15 protein-coding genes are annotated in these 17,405 nt (G+C 46.2%); 10 read left to right on the forward strand and 5 right to left on the reverse strand.

All coding sequences use genetic code 11. The annotated features are described in order from the left end of the window. The first annotated feature begins 43 nt into the window (after positions 1-43). From CWO27_RS18540 to CWO27_RS18550, 3 genes are all read left to right on the forward strand, one after another. Positions 44-943, forward strand: coding sequence for a homocysteine S-methyltransferase family protein (locus CWO27_RS18540; protein ID WP_107899345.1), 900 nt, complete (start codon positions 44-46; stop codon positions 941-943). 114 nt (positions 944-1,057) lie between these two features. Further along, on the forward strand, positions 1,058-2,068 hold the full coding sequence (locus CWO27_RS18545) for a Gfo/Idh/MocA family protein (RefSeq protein ID WP_107899346.1): 1,011 nt from the start codon (positions 1,058-1,060) through the stop codon (positions 2,066-2,068). Positions 2,069-2,078: 10 nt separating this feature from the next. Further along, positions 2,079-3,584: an SgrR family transcriptional regulator gene (locus tag CWO27_RS18550; protein ID WP_107899347.1), complete on the forward strand. Its 1,506-nt coding sequence runs from the start codon at positions 2,079-2,081 to the stop codon at positions 3,582-3,584. Between the two features lie 97 nt (positions 3,585-3,681). On the opposite strand, the gene CWO27_RS18555 is transcribed toward CWO27_RS18550, so the two are convergent. Both CWO27_RS18555 and CWO27_RS18560 read right to left on the reverse strand, forming a co-directional pair. Further along, entirely contained in the window at positions 3,682-4,776 is a 1,095-nt protein-coding gene (locus CWO27_RS18555) for an HDOD domain-containing protein (RefSeq protein WP_107899348.1), read from the reverse strand. A gap of 420 nt (positions 4,777-5,196) precedes the next feature. Further along, positions 5,197-6,318, reverse strand: a complete 1,122-nt coding sequence (locus CWO27_RS18560) for a multidrug effflux MFS transporter (RefSeq protein WP_107899349.1) — start codon at positions 6,316-6,318, stop codon at positions 5,197-5,199. Positions 6,319-6,415: 97 nt separating this feature from the next. On the opposite strand from CWO27_RS18560, the gene CWO27_RS18565 reads away from it, so the two are divergent. Continuing rightward, positions 6,416-7,189, forward strand: a complete 774-nt coding sequence (locus CWO27_RS18565) for an AraC family transcriptional regulator (protein WP_107899350.1) — start codon at positions 6,416-6,418, stop codon at positions 7,187-7,189. A 99-nt stretch (positions 7,190-7,288) separates the two neighbouring features. Here the strand turns inward: CWO27_RS18565 and uxuA are convergent, their stop codons facing one another. The 3 genes from uxuA to CWO27_RS18580 all read right to left on the reverse strand — a co-directional run bounded on the left by uxuA (position 7,289) and on the right by CWO27_RS18580 (position 10,558). Then, a complete protein-coding gene (uxuA, locus tag CWO27_RS18570) occupies positions 7,289-8,476 on the reverse strand; it encodes a mannonate dehydratase (protein ID WP_107899351.1) in 1,188 nt (395 codons plus the stop codon). A 208-nt stretch (positions 8,477-8,684) separates the two neighbouring features. After that, complete coding sequence (locus tag CWO27_RS18575; RefSeq protein ID WP_048660902.1) at positions 8,685-9,467, reverse strand: FCD domain-containing protein; 783 nt, start codon at positions 9,465-9,467, stop codon at positions 8,685-8,687. Positions 9,468-9,574: 107 nt separating this feature from the next. Further along, positions 9,575-10,558, reverse strand: a complete 984-nt coding sequence (locus CWO27_RS18580; protein WP_048610341.1) for a TRAP transporter substrate-binding protein — start codon at positions 10,556-10,558, stop codon at positions 9,575-9,577. A gap of 299 nt (positions 10,559-10,857) precedes the next feature. On the opposite strand from CWO27_RS18580, the gene CWO27_RS18585 reads away from it, so the two are divergent. The 6 genes from CWO27_RS18585 (at position 10,858) to CWO27_RS18610 (ending at position 17,328) form a co-directional block, all read left to right on the forward strand. Next, positions 10,858-11,370, forward strand: a complete 513-nt coding sequence (locus tag CWO27_RS18585) for a TRAP transporter small permease (protein WP_048609952.1) — start codon at positions 10,858-10,860, stop codon at positions 11,368-11,370. 15 nt (positions 11,371-11,385) lie between these two features. After that, a complete protein-coding gene (locus CWO27_RS18590; protein WP_107899352.1) occupies positions 11,386-12,693 on the forward strand; it encodes a TRAP transporter large permease in 1,308 nt (435 codons plus the stop codon). A gap of 96 nt (positions 12,694-12,789) precedes the next feature. Next, the gene (locus CWO27_RS18595; RefSeq protein ID WP_107899353.1) at positions 12,790-14,253 is read left to right on the forward strand and encodes a fructuronate reductase; all 1,464 of its coding nucleotides are present in this window, start codon (positions 12,790-12,792) and stop codon (positions 14,251-14,253) included. Between the two features lie 12 nt (positions 14,254-14,265). Then, positions 14,266-15,678, forward strand: coding sequence for a glucuronate isomerase (uxaC, locus tag CWO27_RS18600; protein WP_107899354.1), 1,413 nt, complete (start codon positions 14,266-14,268; stop codon positions 15,676-15,678). Between the two features lie 3 nt (positions 15,679-15,681). Then, positions 15,682-16,689, forward strand: coding sequence for a sugar kinase (locus CWO27_RS18605; protein WP_107899355.1), 1,008 nt, complete (start codon positions 15,682-15,684; stop codon positions 16,687-16,689). A gap of 9 nt (positions 16,690-16,698) precedes the next feature. Then, complete coding sequence (locus tag CWO27_RS18610; protein ID WP_107899356.1) at positions 16,699-17,328, forward strand: bifunctional 4-hydroxy-2-oxoglutarate aldolase/2-dehydro-3-deoxy-phosphogluconate aldolase; 630 nt, start codon at positions 16,699-16,701, stop codon at positions 17,326-17,328. The last annotated feature ends 77 nt before the right edge of the window (positions 17,329-17,405 follow it).

Raw genomic sequence — 17,405 nt, forward strand, 5'->3', positions numbered from 1 at the left:
TGGTGACGGAAGAACTTCAGCAATTGTTTAGATAGTATTGAATATGAAAACACTAACCATACTTGATGGCGGCATGGGCCGAGAACTCAAAGAAATTGGCGCGCCATTTTCTCAACCACTTTGGAGTGCTCAAGCGCTGATTGAAGCACCCGAATTTGTCAGCCAAGCGCATCAAAACTTTGTCGATGCTGGTGCTGAAATCCTGATCACTAATAGCTACGCGTGTGTGCCTTTTCATTTGGGTCAAGAGCTCTTTGAACAACGAGGCTTTGAACTAGCCGCACTTTCTGGCGAACTGGCTAAAGCAGTTGCTGACAATACTTCTCACACCGTGAAAGTAGCAGGCGCGATTCCACCGCCATTCGGCAGCTACCGACCGGACTTGTTCAAAGTCGAAGAAGCGGCGCCAATCATTCAAACCCTTTACGATGCACAAGATCCCAACATCGACCTTTGGATAGCGGAAACCATCTGCAGCCTGCAAGAGTTCGAATCCATTCATGCGGTACTTAAACAGTCCGATAAGCCTTGTTACTACGCATTCAGTTTGGAAGATACCAAGGGCGACTCTGCCAACATTCGTTCTGGTGAGAGCATAACAGATGCCATCAAACTGGCCTGCCAATCTAACGCGACAGGCATTATGTTTAACTGCTCAGTGCCTGAAGTGATGGATCAAGCCATTATCGATGCTAAGAAAGTGATCGACGAGCTAGGCAGTGATTTGGAAATTGGTGTCTACGCCAATAACTTTGCACCTATCAGCAGTGAACATGAAGCCAATGACATGTTTCAGGAGATGCGAGAGCTGGATGGCCAAGGTTACTTAGCTTACGCAAAACGTTGGCACGCATTGGGTGCCAATATTGTCGGTGGTTGCTGTGGTATTGGGCCAAAACACATTCAAGCCTTAGCCGAGTGGAAACGCTCCATACAGAGCTGATACGGAGCTTCAACTAGAATAGAATTAAATAGAGAACAGGTTGAGAAATCTGTTCTCTATTTGTATGTGGCGTCTCTGAGTACACTGATACAAAACAACGATTTGGAGCAACTGATGAGCGGCACGCAACGCAAGATTAAATGGGGTATCGCAGGGCTAGGCAATATCGCCAATCGATTCGCAACCGCAGTCACAGAGCACTGTCTGCATGGTGAACTTTATGCCGTTGCCGCAAGAGATCACTCCCGCGCAGCCACGTTCGCCAATAAGTTTGGTTGCAACAAGGCTTATGGATCTTATGAAGTCATGGCGCAAGACCCGGATATTGAAGCGGTGTACATCGCTACGGTTCACTCATACCACCAGCCACTCGCCGAACTGTTTCTAAAGAGTAAAAAACATGTATTGGTCGAGAAGCCGGCTTTTACCAACCTTAGTGATTGGCTGGAGATGAAAGCCCTCGCGAAACAAAATGGCGTGATGCTGTTAGAAGCGATGAAAACCGTGGTGTTTCCCGCGTATCGTGAGCTTCAATCATTCTTGGTCGATAACAACATTCAGATAGATTCAATCGAAGCCAGCTTTGGTAACCATCACGACTATAAGCCCGATTTGTTTATCTTCAATCCGGACTTGTCAGGCGGAGCAACGCTCGATGTTGGGGTCTATGGGCTTTGGTTCTTCTACGATCTGTGTCGAACGTTGGGGGTTAGTCCTTCAAAACCTCAGGTAGAGATGTCATGTCTGTATAAGGGGGCGAATGTTGATACCGATTCCTGCTTTCAGTTTTCTGGCGAGATCAACGCGACCATATCAGCTTCGACAGTGCACAACCTGCCACGCGCAGCTCGATTAAATGGTCCAGATATCACCATCACGATTCAAGACAAATGGTGGAACCCAGCCTACATCGAGGTCGAATATCAGAATGAAACCTTCACCATCGAGCACCCAATTCAAGGCAATGGGTTCGAATATCAAATCGAACACTTCTCACAGCTGGTGCTAGAGGGAAAAACGTACTCTGATATCCTAAGCTCAAATGTAAGTGCTCAGGTACTGGATACCATGGAACAAGCACTCATTGACTCTGGCTATCCACATTTAACTCAACCTCATCGTTAGGAAAAGCAAATTGGGCAACCTTAAGCGCAAGCTTGAACTGTATGAAAAGATATTTCAGGCTTTTGGGCCTGGAGTATCGCATTGTCAGGTCAATCAACTGGCCACACTGCTGCACGTGAGTGAACGTCACGTTCAGACCTTACTCAAAGCGATGACAGCGCAAGGTTGGATTGAGTGGCAAGCTAGTTCAGGCCGCAGCAAGAAGGCACAACTCACGTGTCTGGTTGAACCCATTGAGGCGTGTTACCAATACGCACAAAGCCAAGCAGATTCAGGCAATATTGAGCAGGTGTTTAACACCTTAGGCTTCAATGGCCGAAACGCTGGCACTGAGCTGCAAGCCTTTCTGAGCAGCAACAATCATTCAACACAGAACGTAGCATTCATTCCCTTTCACCGAGAACTTGAAGCACTCCACCCTCAGCGTGTGCTAAGGCGTACTGAACGTTTCTTAGTGATGCAGATTTGCCAACGCCTCACTGCAATTCGACAAGAAAAGCTGAGCGGTGATTTAGCTTATCATTGGCAGCATAATGAAGATGCTACCGTTTGGCATTTCCAAGTTCGTAATGGCGCTCAATTCCATAACGGTCGATCGCTTGAAATCCAAGACATAGTGCGCTGTCTCTCCTCACTCTCTAGGAGCAAATTCTGGCGTCGTTGCTATCAACATATTGTTGACGTGTCGGCTGTCACTGGCGATGTGATCAAAATGACTCTGAGTGAGCCTGATTGGCATTTGCCTCGATTACTGGCTAGACCTGAGGCTTCGATATTTGAGCACACATCAGACGATAAGCTAATTGGCTCAGGCGCTTTCGCGTTGGAGATTTTCTCAAGCAAGATGCTGAGGTTAAGCCGCAATAATGCCTATTCACACAGCACACCGATTCTCAATCGAGTTGAGCTTTGGGTTTACCCTGACTGGTCGCAAACTAAGGCATGTGCGCAAAACCAAGTGTGCGTCAAAATGCCAGAGAAAACGGTCACGGTGAATGGAGCGAGCGATTCAGCTCTACAGAATTTCGGTTCAACCTTCTTCAAGGTTCAAAACCCGAAGTTGTCGAAAACCGCTCGTGAGTTCACCGTTGAAGACACCTCAGAATGCCAAGCGCTTTTCGAGCAATTATCAGTATCTGACGATCAAAAAACCAATATCGAATATGGACACTACACAGCGACCAAAGACATCGCGCTGTGCAGCATTATTGATGAAAACGATACCTTCTCCTCATGGTTAAGTTTCTTTACTCGTTTCCCTTTTGAAGACTTATCGCTAGCCGCAAAGATGCTAAATAGGATTGAGCAAGGGATAGCCTCAATTCGACGCGAGCCAAACCTCGACCTGGCAATGAATAAGCTGTTAGAACTTAGACATTGGCTCGATGAAACTGGGATTGTGGTTGAGCTCAAGCAAGAAGCGTTCAACTTAGAGGTTTCTGAAAAGATACACGGTGCGCAAGTGAATGGCTTCGGTTGGTGTGAGCTCGACAAGCTATGGATTAGCCATTTGTAAGCGAATTTCGTAGCTGAACTGTATTTCACAACCTAGCCCAACCAAGCTGCAACCAATCATAATGTTCAGTCACAGCGTAGGTCGAATAGGCTAAGGGTTAGCTCACTAGCGATAACTCAGATTCTTTATAGATACGGTTAGCCACTTTGAATGCCGCTGGAGATAAGAGTGTCTCTTTACATCGAGTCTTAAACTGCTCTGCTTCAATCACCTGCTCTTCCAATAAGTATTTCAGCTCACTTAGGTAGTTAGCTTCAAACACAGCTTGACCAAGTGGTGTGCATTCGTATCGGCTCGACTCTTGGTAGCCAATTGCGGTCAACACAGATTCTGGCAGCTCCCAGAACTTAGCAATGGTGTAAGTCAGGCGAATAGAGTAGCTGTTCATCAGGCGCTTCAATGCCAACGAGTTAGGCGGAACAGAAGGATCTACATGCTTGAAGGCTTCTACCATCATTTGGAAAATAATCATCTTGCCTAAGTTGCGAATCAACCCAACAAAGTACGCCGCCGCCTTATCTTCTTGGGATGAAGAGTCTTTCATCAACTCCTTAGAAAAAGACGCGGTTTGAACACTGTGATTCCAAATTTTCTCACCGAAGTGACGCCAGTAAATATTGTTCCCCGGCGTGAAGTTCTTCATGTAGCTATTCACTACTCCTTCAACAAGCCCTTGAGAACCCATATTTAAGAATGCTGTTTTTAGGTCAGTAACCTGTTTTTCACCACGCTTATAAAAAGCACTGTTAGCCAGTTTAATCACATCGGCAGCCATACTCGGCTCGCGCTCAATCACTCTTAACAATGCATCGATATCAAACTCGTCGCTCTGTAATTCGGCCATTAACGTGGTCACAGAGGCTGGCATCACTGGCAGTTCGTTAAGCAACGCTTTTGGAGAGCGAATCAAGCGCTCGATTTGGCAGGCGACAAAATCGCTAAACGGGTCTGACTCTGTTCTCAGACGGGACTCGCCAAACAGATAATCAAGAAACTCACCATCGTGAAGGCTAAGCGTCTTATCTACAATTAATGATGATGGCTGGGCGGACGAACGCGGAACAAAGATTGAAGACGGAACAGAATCAGTAGCAACAGTTTGTTGTTGCTCTTGTTGGACAGGCTCTGCAGAGGGTTTGTTTTTTGAATCAACAAAAGGTGAGAATAGTGCCTGCAATACCCTTTTAAACATCAATACGGCTCCTAGATGAATACAACATAGATAGGGATATATAACGGCGGTGATTATCGCACAGGCAACTCATAAACCATACAGTGATAAATGAATCATTAATTTTTCTGCTGTATAGGATATGTTACTTAGCCGTTTGCTAGGCCAAGCCTCCGGTATTCGCCAGAAACAAAAAAGCGAGCAAATAACACTTGCTCGCTCTTCCATCAATCTGAATCCTGAAGCTGACTAAATTAGCGCTCTGCTACTTCTAACACAATCTTGCCCATAAACCTCAGTCAAACAAGGCTCAATCAGAACACGTTCGCCAATACGCTCAGCCGATACTTCGTTACCAACGGTTACGAATCAATAAAATGAAAAATTCCGCACCCAATAGAATGCAGAATTTATATATAGATGAGAGGCTTACCGTTAAATCTAGAGTCGGCTGCGTATCGTCACCAACACAGATAACGCACCACAAAGCACCAACACCACACCTAAATCTTGAATCATTCCCGCTAAAGCTAGCCCAGAACCAATCAAGGTGTAATACATCAAACCAAACAGTGCACCTGCACTTCCTGCTTGAGATTGGTAGCGCACCAATGCTCGACTCAAAACATTAGGAATCGCAATACCGAATGCCATAACCACCAACATCATCGGAAGCAAGAACCAGATCGTGTGTTGTGAAAGGTACACACCCACTGCGCCTACCGTTTGAAGCCCTACCGCCAAGCTAATCAAAGAGATAGATGACACTTGTCGCTTCAATAACGCTTTATTAACCAAGCTTCCCAACAAGGTTCCGAACCCAAGCACAATGCCGCTGTAGCCAAACTGCTCGACGCTAAATCCAAGTTGAATGAAGGCAAATGAACCCAATTGATAATAAGAAAACAGCGCAATATTGAACGACGCGACAAGCAACGCAGACATCCATATATCGCTATCTTTGACCATGTGAATACTGAGTGACTTTAACTGCAATGGCTGCTTAGACTGTTGCGTTTCAGGCAATGACAATAGGCTATGTGCCAACAGTGCTAACACCATAATAAACAAAGCAATAAACACATATTGATGCCCGCCTGCTTGGCTTAATTGACCACCAAGTAGCAACCCGATGATTGGGCTAATCGACAATCCCATCCCCATGTAACCAAATACCTTAGCTAGCTCAGTACCGCTAAAGGCATCTCGAAGCATGGTTTGAGTGACGACAGAGCCAACAGCAAGTCCGAAAGCCCCCATCGCTCTTGCAATCATCAACCACGTAAAACTGTCGGTTTGCATGGCAATAAGTGAAGAACAGGCGAATAACCCCATCCCCAATAACATGGTGGGGCGACGTCCCCATTTATCCGCTAACACGCCCCATACCACCACACCCAGCGCAAATGCAGAGAAGTAAATCGATAGGGTTTGCGCCGCTTGTGTGTAACTGACATCAAAGGATTTCGATATTGAATCCAGAGTCGGGCTATAGATGGTTTCTGCGATTTGAGGGAACATCAGCAATAGCACCATTTGCCATAAAGACGGTTTTATTTTCATCATTTTTCCAAGACCAGTGAACTTGACGAGGAGCCTAGGGGAAACTAACCTTGGCTCGTTAACAACATTAAAACCAAAAACACCAAGATTGGGACAAATGGCATTAATCAGCGAAACCATTGAGTTTGATGCAGACAGCTTACCTGCACCCGTAATAGGGATTGCGGCAGAGCTAGGCAAACATGACTCGGGCATACATCACCACGTTAAAGGACAGCTGCTGTATGCTCCGCAGGGTTGCATCACCTTGACCTTAAAAAACGCCCTTTGCATTTTACCGCCGACCAAAGCTGTGTGGATCCCGCCTTATACCAAGCATCGCGCGCAGATGACTAATGTAGTTGCTTATCGATCGCTCTATTTCGATTGCAATATTTACACCTGCCCAGAGGCCATTGAGATTGTGGAAGTGAACGAGCTTTTGAAAGCGCTGATCAATAAGATGGCTTTCTGGGATTGGGACATTGCCCGCGAGCAAACCACCAATACCGCCAACCTATTCTGGGAAGAGTTTTACAGCGCTAACCAGCACTCGTTTATCTTGCCGCTACCCACAGATCGCCGCTTTAAAAGCTTTTGCAAACAAGTCCGAACCGCCTCTTTTATTGCCCCTGCATTATCGACATTAGCGAATTCGGTTGGCGCAAGTACCAAGACGATTACTCGATTATTCAAAGCCGAAACAGGCATGACTTATCAAGAGTGGCGACAACAATGGCGCTTGTTTAAAGCGATTGAACTGCTCTCAGAAAACCGACAAGTCGGTGATGTGGCTCATCTGTTAGAGTTCTCATCCAACAGTGCGTTTATCGCTTTTTTCAAACAGCAAACCGGACAAACCCCGTTGGCCTTTACCAAGTTAGGGACGTGATCGTAGTCATCCAAACTCTTAGGTTGTACTTAGTTCAGATAAAAAAACCAGAACATGAGTTCTGGTTTTTATAGGGTATTTTAAAGCTAGATGCCGTCGTTATTTAGTGTAGAAAGCGCGTTTCAATGCCATCTCTAAACCACGAACTTCAGCCAAACCCTTCAATCGACCAATCGCCGAATAACCTGGGTTAGTGGTTTTCTTTAGGTCATCCAGCATTTGATGACCGTGATCTGGACGCATTGGAATTAAGCGGTGATCGCCCACTTCTGAACGACGATTTTCTTCATCCAAAATGGCCATCACAACGTTGTACATGTCCACATCACCATCTAAGTGCGCTGCTTCGTGGAATGTCATTGGGTTACTCTCTTCACGCTTAGTTGAACGCAGGTGCGTAAAGTAAATTCGGTCACCGTGCTTTTTGATCATGTTAACCAGATCATTGTCGCCACGAACACCGTATGACCCCGTACACATCGTCAAACCATTCATTTTGCTCGGTACATGCTCGGTCAACCAATCAATGTCTTCGATCGTTGAAACGATGCGAGGCAAGCCTAGAATTGGACGCGGTGGATCGTCTGGGTGAACCGCCATCTTCAAGCCATTCGCATCACAGATAGGCATCAGCTCAGCGAGGAAGTAAGACATGTGCTCACGTAGCTTGTCTTTGTCGATGCCCGCATAGCGATCTAGCTGTGCTTGAAACGCTTCTAGTGTGTAACCTTCTTCAGCGCCTGGCAGGCCAGCGATGATGTTATTAGTCAGTTGCTGAATTTGCTCTGGCGTCATGTTGTTGAAGTAATCCAACGCTTGCGCTTGCTCTGATTCTGAATAGTCCGATTCTGCACCCGGGCGCTTCAAGATATGCAGCTCAAATGCTGCAAATGCGATTTGGTCAAAACGCAGTGCGCGAGAACCATCAGGCATTTCAAATTCTAAATCGGTACGCGTCCAATCCAACACGGGCATGAAGTTATAACAAACTGTATCGATGCCACACTCAGCAAGGTTAGACAGAGTTTGCTTATAGTTATCAATCCACTGCTGGTAGTTGCCAGTTTGAGTTTTGATCTCTTCGTGCACAGGCACGCTTTCTACGACCGACCACGTTAAACCTTTCTCTTCGATAATGGCTTTGCGTTTCAGAATTTCTTCTTTTGTCCAAACTTCACCATTTGGAATATGGTGCAGTGCATTCACAATACCAGTTGCGCCCGCTTGACGAATATCGTCTAGCGAAACTTGATCATTAGGGCCATACCAACGCCACGTTTGTTCCATGAGACTTACCTTTCTTTAAGACGCACTTAGCCGGCTCGAATTAATCAAGCTAAATGCAATAACGACTTCTTAATGGCAGCAATGACAATTACTGCCCGAGATAGCACCGGTCTACGCCGGTCTAAAGACGATTACCTATCTACAACCTAGTGAATGAATCAGCTTTCAAGAGGAGCCTTGTCGCTGAATTCAACATTAGCTTTCAGGACTAACTTTCCGTGCTAAGTAGCACCACTGGGTTTGAGCTAAATAAGTAACCATCAAAGTTTGGGTCATCAATGTCTGACAGCGCTAATAAACGCTGTTTAACATTCTCAAGGTGTTGCCACATTGCGTTCTTAGCAGCGACAGGGTCTTTGCGCTGTAAGGCGGCGAGGATACGAGCGTGATCATCTAACCATTCTTCACGGTAATCTTGACCACTGATGTGAGAGTGGAGTTTATTCCACATTGGACTCTTTTCGCGTCGATCCCAGGATTGTTTCAACATATCTACCAGTACAGAGTTTTGAGTGGCCTCTGCAATACACATGTGAAATCTTTCATCTCCGCTGCAATCGGTAGTGCCGCTTGCAAGCTCTTCGCGCTCGAGTTCGAGTGCAGAGCGCATCTTAATAATGTCGCCCGGAGTGACCTGAGTTGCCGCAAACTCCGCGATATTACTTTCCAGTAATTGGCGAGCCTGTAGCATCTCGAATGGACCAGCGTCATCGCTGACCACATTCTCGCGAGAATGAGTTGGAATGTTCAGGACATAAACACCCGACCCTTTTTTCACCTCAACTAAGTTTTCAAGCTCCAGCATGATGATTGCTTCACGCACTACCGTGCGACTGACGTCTAAACGTTCAGCAATATCGCGTTCTGGTGGCAACCTATCTCCGACCTTATACAGACCTTCAATCAGTTCTCTTCTTAGTACTAACCCTATCTCCTGATAAGGTCTTTTCGGCTCGAAAGGCATCATGATGATATTGTCACTTCTTTCCATTGTATTTCTCTCGCCATCATAATGACCAAATATAATTGGTCAACCTCTATATCCTAAAATGCAGTAACACCTTGTTTTTGTATTACTATTTTTTCTATGTTTGCTAGTTATTCAACAGCCTGAATACGGTCAATCAATGCGCTCAATTCTGGGTCCGCTTTATCTAGCGCGTCATACATAGGTTGGACCGCTAGTGCGAACGCAGCCTTGTCTGGTTCCACAAAAGTCACGCCCATTTTCTCGGCTTTAGCACGCTCTTTTGCTTCCGATTCAGCCCACAATTTTTTCATCAATTCAGATGAATCACTTGCCGCTTTCATTAGCGCATCTTGTTGTTCTGTAGTCAGTTTATCGTATGCTTTGGTTGAGATAACCAACACATCCGGAACCATCGTGTGCTCATCTAAGCTGAAGTATTTAGACACTTCACTGTGACGGCTCAAGCTGAATGAAGGAATGTTATTTTCGGCCGCATCCACCACACCTTGCTGCAGTGCTGTGTACAACTCACCATAAGCTAGTGGCGTTGGGTTACCGCCTAACGCTTTCACCATCGCAATTGCTGATGGGCTTGGTTGAACACGAACTTTCAAACCTTTCAGATCTTCTGGCGTGTTAATTGGCTTATTGGTATAGAAGCTACGCGCACCAGCGTCGTAGTAAGTCACACCAATAAAGCCGCTATCACGAGAAGAGTTAAGAATGTCGCGGCCTACTTCACCATCAGTCACACTGTAGTAGTGTGCTTGATCGCGGAATAAGTAAGGCATGTTGAATGATGAATAAGCAGGAGAAAAAGCTTCTAGCTCAGCAGCATTACTTTTCACCATATCTAAAGCTCCGTTCTGCATCAGCTCCATAGATTCACGCTGTGTACCCAATTGAGCATCAGGGTAAATACGAATACGCACCTCACCGTCAGTCAATTCACGTACTTCTTTCGCCATAAACGTCATCGCTTCATGTACTGCATGGTCACGAGGGTGGTTATGACTCAGTTTCAATGTTGTCGCTGCATAAGCAGAAGCTGTTGCTCCAAAAGTGAAAGCAGCACCGACAACCGCACTAATCAAAGTTTTACGCGTCATCATCATTCTTATTCTCCGTGGATTGGTTATCCAAAATGTAGGGTGTTTTTTGTTATGGGCTCATATTGGGGTTCAAAAAAGGAACCGTCAAAGCTGAAATTAAAATTGATTGACCAATATCACAATAAAAACCCATAAATTGGTCAACCAAAACCATTTGTGAAGTTGCTCACGCCAACCAAAAAATGAATAGCTTATGATTCAGCCAGATTTTTGAACATCCCATCCCTACATAGAAACAGTTTCTTATATTGGTAAACCAATTGTTATGAGATACGCAATTTTGTTGAAAGGAAATAAACATGAATAAATTGGTCAGTTACATAAATAGAGGGTTGGCCGCCTTTACAGTGTCTCTATCGTCTTTCTTAGTACTGTGTGTGATATGGCAGGTTTTATCCCGCTATGTTATTGGCAAGCCAAGTACTGTTACCGACGAGCTCGCGCGTTATCTCTTTATGTGGGTAGCCTTAATTGGTGCTGCTTACACTACGGGTCTGAAACGCCACCTTGCCATCGACCTGCTTACGATGAAGCTGACTGGCAAACGCAAATTAATCAACGAAATCGTTATCCAAATAGCCATCGCTTCTTTCTCTTATATCGTTCTGGTACACGGTGGAAGCCAACTTGCAGCTAAAACACTTGCGATGGGACAACTGACTCCCGCTCTAGGTTTAGAAATGGGCTACATCTACTTCTGCTTACCGATTAGTGGCGCTTTGATGATTTTTTACTCCGTCGTATTTACCTACGAACGCGTTAAACAATTAATGTCAGGTGACGATTTGATCACCGACTCACAACTTGATTGATAGAAGGATTTCACAATGGAATGGCAAGTAATACTGACCTTGTTCGGTAGTTTCGCTGTACTGCTTACAATCGGCGTACCGATCTCTTTTGCGATTGGTTTATCGTCACTAGCAACCATCTTAATGAGCTTACCGCTTGAGCCTGCAATCGCTGTAGTTGCTCAACGTATGGCCGCTGGCCTTGATAACTTTGCACTATTGGCAATCCCGTTCTTCATTTTGGCGGGCAACATCATGAACCAAGGCGGCATCGCGCTGCGTCTGATCAACTTCGCGAAAGTGTTAGGTGGTCGTCTACCGGGTTCATTGGCACACGTAAACGTGATGGCAAACATGATGTTTGGTTCTATCTCAGGCTCAGCGGTTGCATCGGCGGCTGCAGTTGGTGGCACCATGTCTCCTCTGCAAAAGAAAGATGGCTACGACGAAAACTTCTCTGCTGCAGTAAACATTACTTCGTGTCCTACTGGTCTATTGATTCCGCCAAGTAATACGCTGATCGTTTTCTCATTGGTTTCGGGTGGTACTTCAATTGCGGCGCTGTTCTTAGCGGGCTACATCCCAGGTATTTTGATGGGGTTAAGTATCATGATTGTGGCGGGTATCATTGCGAAACGTCGCGGTTACCCAGTGGCAGCGCGTCCTTCATTATCAATGGTTTGGGATACCTTCTTAAAAGCGGCACCTTCTTTAGCACTGATCGGCATCATCATGGGCGGCATCATTGGCGGTATCTTTACTGCAACTGAGGCTTCTGCAATTGCTGTGGTATACACCTTCGTTCTCGCGGTACTTGTCTACCGTGAAGTGAAATGGGGTGATATTCCAAAGATCATCCTTGAGTCTGCAGTAACAACATCTATCGTTCTATTACTTGTAGGCGCATCAATGGGGATGTCTTGGGCAATGGCGAACGCCGATGTGCCTTACATGATTGCTGATGCATTATTGGCGGTTTCTGATAACCCGCTAATGATTCTATTGATCATCAACATCATCCTACTGATTGTGGGTATCTTCATGGATATGACGCCAGCGGTACTTATCTTCACGCCAATCTTCTTACCAATCGCGTTAGACCTAGGCATCGACCCTGTGCACTTCGGCATCATGATGACCTTCAACCTAGCTATCGGTATCTGTACGCCACCAGTGGGTAGTGCTCTATTCATCGGTTGCTCGGTTGCTAACATCGCCATCGACAAAGTCATCAAACCTTTGTTGCCATTCTATGCTGCGCTGATTGCAGCCCTAATGGCCGTTACTTTTATCCCAGAGCTGAGCTTGTTCCTACCTGAATTAGTACTGGGCTACGGTTCGTAATTAGGTCGCAGATACATTCTAAGACTGCTAAACACTCAAACGCTTTATCAAATAATAAAATCCCGCTGGTTCGCTGGCGGGAAAAGGAACTGAATAATGAAGACTGTTGCTAACTCTACGCTGCCAAACACTATATTACGACCTGACTACGACCGTTCAACACTCCAGAGCCGTATCGTGCACCTTGGTTTTGGTGCCTTTCATCGTGCGCACCAAGCGCTGTTCACCAATGAAATGCTCAGCAAAACCAATACTGATTGGGGCATTTGTGAGATAAACCTATTCGGCGGCGAAGATTTGATTGAATCACTTCGCGCGCAAGACCACCTTTACACCATTGCTGAAAAAGGCGCTGAATCCACAGACATGAAAGTGATCGGTTCAGTGACCGAATCTCTTCATCCAAGCTTAGACGGCATCGAAACCGTATTAGAAAAAATGGCCGAACCTCAAGTGGCTATCGTTTCTATGACCATCACAGAGAAAGGCTACTGTGCTGATCCAGCGACAGGAAAACTCGACAAAAATAACCCATTAGTCATCGCTGACCTAGCTAACCCAAGCGAACCTAAATCAGCATTAGGTTACATTGTCCAAGCCCTCAAAATTCGACGAGAACGTGACTTAACACCATTCACGGTCATGTCTTGCGATAACGTGCAAGAAAACGGTCATGTAGCAAAAGCAGCGGTCATTGAGTTTGCTCAACTGCTTGACCCAGAATTACGTGATTGGATTGAAACCAATGTCACTTTCCCATGCACTATGGTTGACCGCATCGTACCTGCAGCAACAGAAGAAACACTAACAGAAATTGCAGAACTGCTAGGTTGTGAAGACCCATGTGGCATCGCCTGTGAACCCTTCCGCCAATGGGTAATTGAAGATAATTTTGTTGCGGGTCGTCCAGACTGGAATGTTGCTGGTGCAGAGTTCGTAGAAGATGTAGTGCCTTACGAAGAAATGAAACTGCGCATGCTCAATGGCAGTCACTCTTTCCTTGCTTACCTTGGATATCTTGGTGGCTACGACCATATTTCCGACACCATGACAGATGCAGGCTACCGAAAAGCCGCTTTTGACATGATGATGAAATCACAAGCACCTTCGCTAACGATGCCTGAAGGGACTGATTTGGAAGGTTACGCAACCTTACTGATCAACCGCTTCACCAACCCAAGCTTGAAACATAAAACCTGGCAAATCGCGATGGATGGCAGCCAGAAGATCCCTCAACGTATGGGTGGCAGCTTACGATTCCATTTAGAGCAAGACTCAGATTTCTCGTGGCTTGCAACCGCCATCGCTGGCTGGATGCGTTATGTATCTGGCGTTGATGAGCAAGGCAATGAGATCGATGTGCGCGACCCAATGGTAGATACACTTCGCCAGATCTGCGACCAGCATGGGCTCAATGTTTCCGTAGTTCCGGCATTGCTTGCTGTTGAAGCGATTTTCCCTGCCGAGCTAGGTCAAAACCCGCAGGTCATTGATGCAGTAAGTTCAGCGTACCAATCACTAATTGAACACGGTGCCGTTGCGACCGTGGCTGCGTTATAAGGAGTACTAACAATGAAGAATTTCTTATGTGAAGACTTTTTACTGTCGAATGAGACTGCACGCCGTTTGTACCACGAACATGCAAGCCACCAGCCGATTTATGACTATCACTGCCATCTAAACCCGGCAGAAGTGGCTCAAGATCGTCAGTTCGAAAACATGTCTAAGATTTGGCTTGAAGGTGACCACTACAAATGGCGTGGTATGCGTTCAGCAGGGATTGATGAGCGTCTGATTACTGGAGGGGCAAGCGATTATGATAAGTTCATGGCATGGGCTAGAACCGTCCCTCAAACCTTAGGTAACCCACTCTACCACTGGACTCATTTAGAACTACGCCGCCCATTTGGTATTACTGGCACTCTATTTGGCCCAGAGACAGCCGACCAAATTTGGCATGAAGGCAACGAGCTATTAGCGACACCGGAATTTAGTGCTCGTGGCATCATGAAGCAAATGAATGTGGTGATGGCAGGTACGACAGACGATCCGATTGATTCTCTTGAACACCATAAAACGATCGCTCAAGACAGTTCATTTGATGTGAAGGTTCTACCAAGCTGGCGCCCAGATAAAGCGTTCAAAATTGAACTTGATGGCTTTGCTGATTACCTACAAAAATTAAGCATGGTTGCTGACGTTGAAATCACTCGCTTCCATCATCTATTGAGTGCTTTAGACAGCCGCCTAGCGCATTTCAACGACCATGGTTGCCGTGCAGCAGACCATGGTATCGAAGTGGTTCGCTACGCGCCGATTCCATCAGAATCCGATTTAGATGCTCTGTTAGCTAGACGCCTCAATGGCGAAACGCTCACCGATTTAGAATGTGCACAGTTCTCAACAGCGGTTCAAGTGTGGTTAGGCAAGCGTTACGCTGCAATGGGTTGGGTAATGCAGCTTCATATTGGTGCTCAGCGCAATAACAACACGCGTATGTTCCAACTGTTAGGCGCTGATGCAGGGTTTGACTCGATTAGCGACAAGACGTTTGCCTTCGAATTGGCTCACCTATTAGACGAGATGGATCAAAGCAATGAGTTACCTCGCACCATCCTTTATTGCTTAAACCCTCGCGATAACGAGATGATGGCAACCATGATTGGTAACTTCCAAGGTGGCGGCATCGCGGGCAAAGTTCAGTTTGGTTCTGGTTGGTGGTTCAACGATCAGAAAGACGGCATGCAACGCCAAATGGAGCAACTATCTCAGCTTGGTCTGCTTAGCCAGTTTGTCGGAATGCTGACTGACTCTCGCAGCTTCTTGTCTTACACACGCCACGAATACTTCCGCAGAATTCTGTGTGACATGCTTGGTCGTTGGGCTGAAAACGGCGAGGTGCCAAACGACATGTCACTGCTTGGCCCTATGGTCGAAGACATCTGCTTTGGTAACGCAAAACGCTACTTCGAAGAGAGGGCGTAACCCATGAAACATATCGCCATCATTGGTGAGTGCATGATCGAGCTTAACGGCAAACCGTTCGGCTCAATGCACCAAACGTTTGGCGGAGACACTCTCAATGCTGCGGTTTATTTAAGCCGCGGCTGTGAAGCCAACCTCAATCAAGATAACATCAAAGTGTCCTACGTCACGGCTTTAGGCGCAGACCCGATTAGCAAGGAAATGTTAGAACGCTGGCAACAAGAAGGGGTGTCGACGGACCTAGTTCTACAAGACAACCAACGTACGCCAGGCCTATACCTAATTCAGCTTGATGACGCAGGTGAACGTACCTTTCTGTATTGGAGAAATCAGTCGGCTGCACGCTACCTACTGCAGCACCCAGATTTCAATCAGATAAAGCAGGCACTGCGCAATGTCGATATGGTCTTTCTCAGCGGTATCACATTAGCGATTCTGCCTGAACAAGATCGTATCGAGCTATTAACCATCTTGGTTGAGTTGAAAACACAAGGTGTTGAGATCGCCTTCGATAGTAACTTCCGCCCTGCACTTTGGCCACAGGACGAAAACCAAACCGTCAAAAATAGCTACCAAGCCATGTATACATTGACGGATTTAGCCTTGGTTACATTCGATGATGAACAGTTAATTTGGGGAGATACTTCACCTGAACAAACCATTGAACGTCTAACTTCACTGGGTGTTAAGCGATGCATCGTCAAATTGGGGGCAGATGGTTGTCTCATTCAAGGTGCCACAAGTCAAGGTGACACAAGTCAAGCTAACAGAGAGCAAGATTCTGGTACCGCTTCGGCTCCACGGGCGGTGCCGACCCTACCTGTTGAACACGTCGTTGATACGACCTCAGCAGGAGACTCATTCAATGGCGGATTTTTATCTGCTTACCTTGCAGGCGAAGACTTAATTACGTCATGCCAGCGCGGTAACACCATGGCAGGCGTCGTTATCCAACATCGTGGTGCCATTATTGCAAAAGAACTAACTCAAGCGGCCATCACAGCCATTTAAGGAATACCAATGTCTAACATCAAACAACAACTGAAAACACTGAAAGTTATCCCTGTGATCGCTATCGACAACGCTGAAGACATCATCCCTCTGGGAAAAGTGTTAGCTGAAAATGGTTTACCTGCAGCAGAGATTACATTCCGCTCTGAGGCTGCAGTGGAAGCTATTCGTCTACTTCGTGAATCACAACCTGAGATGTTGATCGGCGCCGGAACTGTGCTCAATCGTGAGCAAGCTATCGCGGCCAAAGAAGCGGGCGCAACGTTCGTCGTCTCTCCTGGCTTTAACCCAAACACAGTAAGAGCTTGCCAAGAGATTGGTATTGACATCATTCCTGGGGTCAACAACCCAAGCACAGTAGAGGCTGCTCTAGAAATGGGACTAACCACATTGAAGTTTTTCCCTGCTGAAGCATCGGGTGGCATCAACATGGTTAAGTCACTTCTTGCGCCTTACACGGATATTGGGTTAATGCCGACAGGTGGCATTAACCCAAATAACATTAAAGACTACCTAGCGATACCTCGAGTACTCGCATGTGGTGGTACTTGGATGGTGGATAAGAAGCTGATTGAAGAAGGTAATTGGGAAGAACTGGCTCATTTAACTCGTGAAGCCGTTGCTTTAGTGAATCAATAATCACATTCATCGAACAATAATAAGCTTTACGTAGTCAATTAAAGCATTAACCAGCCCTCTAATTAGAGGGCTGAATT

Origin of the sequence: Vibrio sp. 10N.286.51.C3 (assembly GCF_003050065.1) — a bacterium.
Classification (GTDB): Bacteria; Pseudomonadota; Gammaproteobacteria; order Enterobacterales; family Vibrionaceae; genus Vibrio; species Vibrio crassostreae.

What these genes read in the sequence shown, in the direction of transcription:
- CWO27_RS18540 (WP_107899345.1), top strand. Translation starts at nt 44, where the DNA reads ATGAAAACACTAACCATACTTGATGGCGGCATGGGCCGAGAACTCAAA.
- CWO27_RS18545 (WP_107899346.1), top strand. Translation starts at nt 1,058, where the DNA reads ATGAGCGGCACGCAACGCAAGATTAAATGGGGTATCGCAGGGCTAGGC.
- CWO27_RS18555 (WP_107899348.1), bottom strand. Translation starts at nt 4,776, where the DNA reads ATGTTTAAAAGGGTATTGCAGGCACTATTCTCACCTTTTGTTGATTCA.
- CWO27_RS18560 (WP_107899349.1), bottom strand. Translation starts at nt 6,318, where the DNA reads ATGAAAATAAAACCGTCTTTATGGCAAATGGTGCTATTGCTGATGTTC.
- CWO27_RS18565 (WP_107899350.1), top strand. Translation starts at nt 6,416, where the DNA reads ATGGCATTAATCAGCGAAACCATTGAGTTTGATGCAGACAGCTTACCT.
- uxuA (WP_107899351.1), bottom strand. Translation starts at nt 8,476, where the DNA reads ATGGAACAAACGTGGCGTTGGTATGGCCCTAATGATCAAGTTTCGCTA.
- CWO27_RS18575 (WP_048660902.1), bottom strand. Translation starts at nt 9,467, where the DNA reads ATGGAAAGAAGTGACAATATCATCATGATGCCTTTCGAGCCGAAAAGA.
- CWO27_RS18580 (WP_048610341.1), bottom strand. Translation starts at nt 10,558, where the DNA reads ATGATGACGCGTAAAACTTTGATTAGTGCGGTTGTCGGTGCTGCTTTC.
- CWO27_RS18585 (WP_048609952.1), top strand. Translation starts at nt 10,858, where the DNA reads ATGAATAAATTGGTCAGTTACATAAATAGAGGGTTGGCCGCCTTTACA.
- CWO27_RS18590 (WP_107899352.1), top strand. Translation starts at nt 11,386, where the DNA reads ATGGAATGGCAAGTAATACTGACCTTGTTCGGTAGTTTCGCTGTACTG.
- CWO27_RS18595 (WP_107899353.1), top strand. Translation starts at nt 12,790, where the DNA reads ATGAAGACTGTTGCTAACTCTACGCTGCCAAACACTATATTACGACCT.
- uxaC (WP_107899354.1), top strand. Translation starts at nt 14,266, where the DNA reads ATGAAGAATTTCTTATGTGAAGACTTTTTACTGTCGAATGAGACTGCA.
- CWO27_RS18605 (WP_107899355.1), top strand. Translation starts at nt 15,682, where the DNA reads ATGAAACATATCGCCATCATTGGTGAGTGCATGATCGAGCTTAACGGC.
- CWO27_RS18610 (WP_107899356.1), top strand. Translation starts at nt 16,699, where the DNA reads ATGTCTAACATCAAACAACAACTGAAAACACTGAAAGTTATCCCTGTG.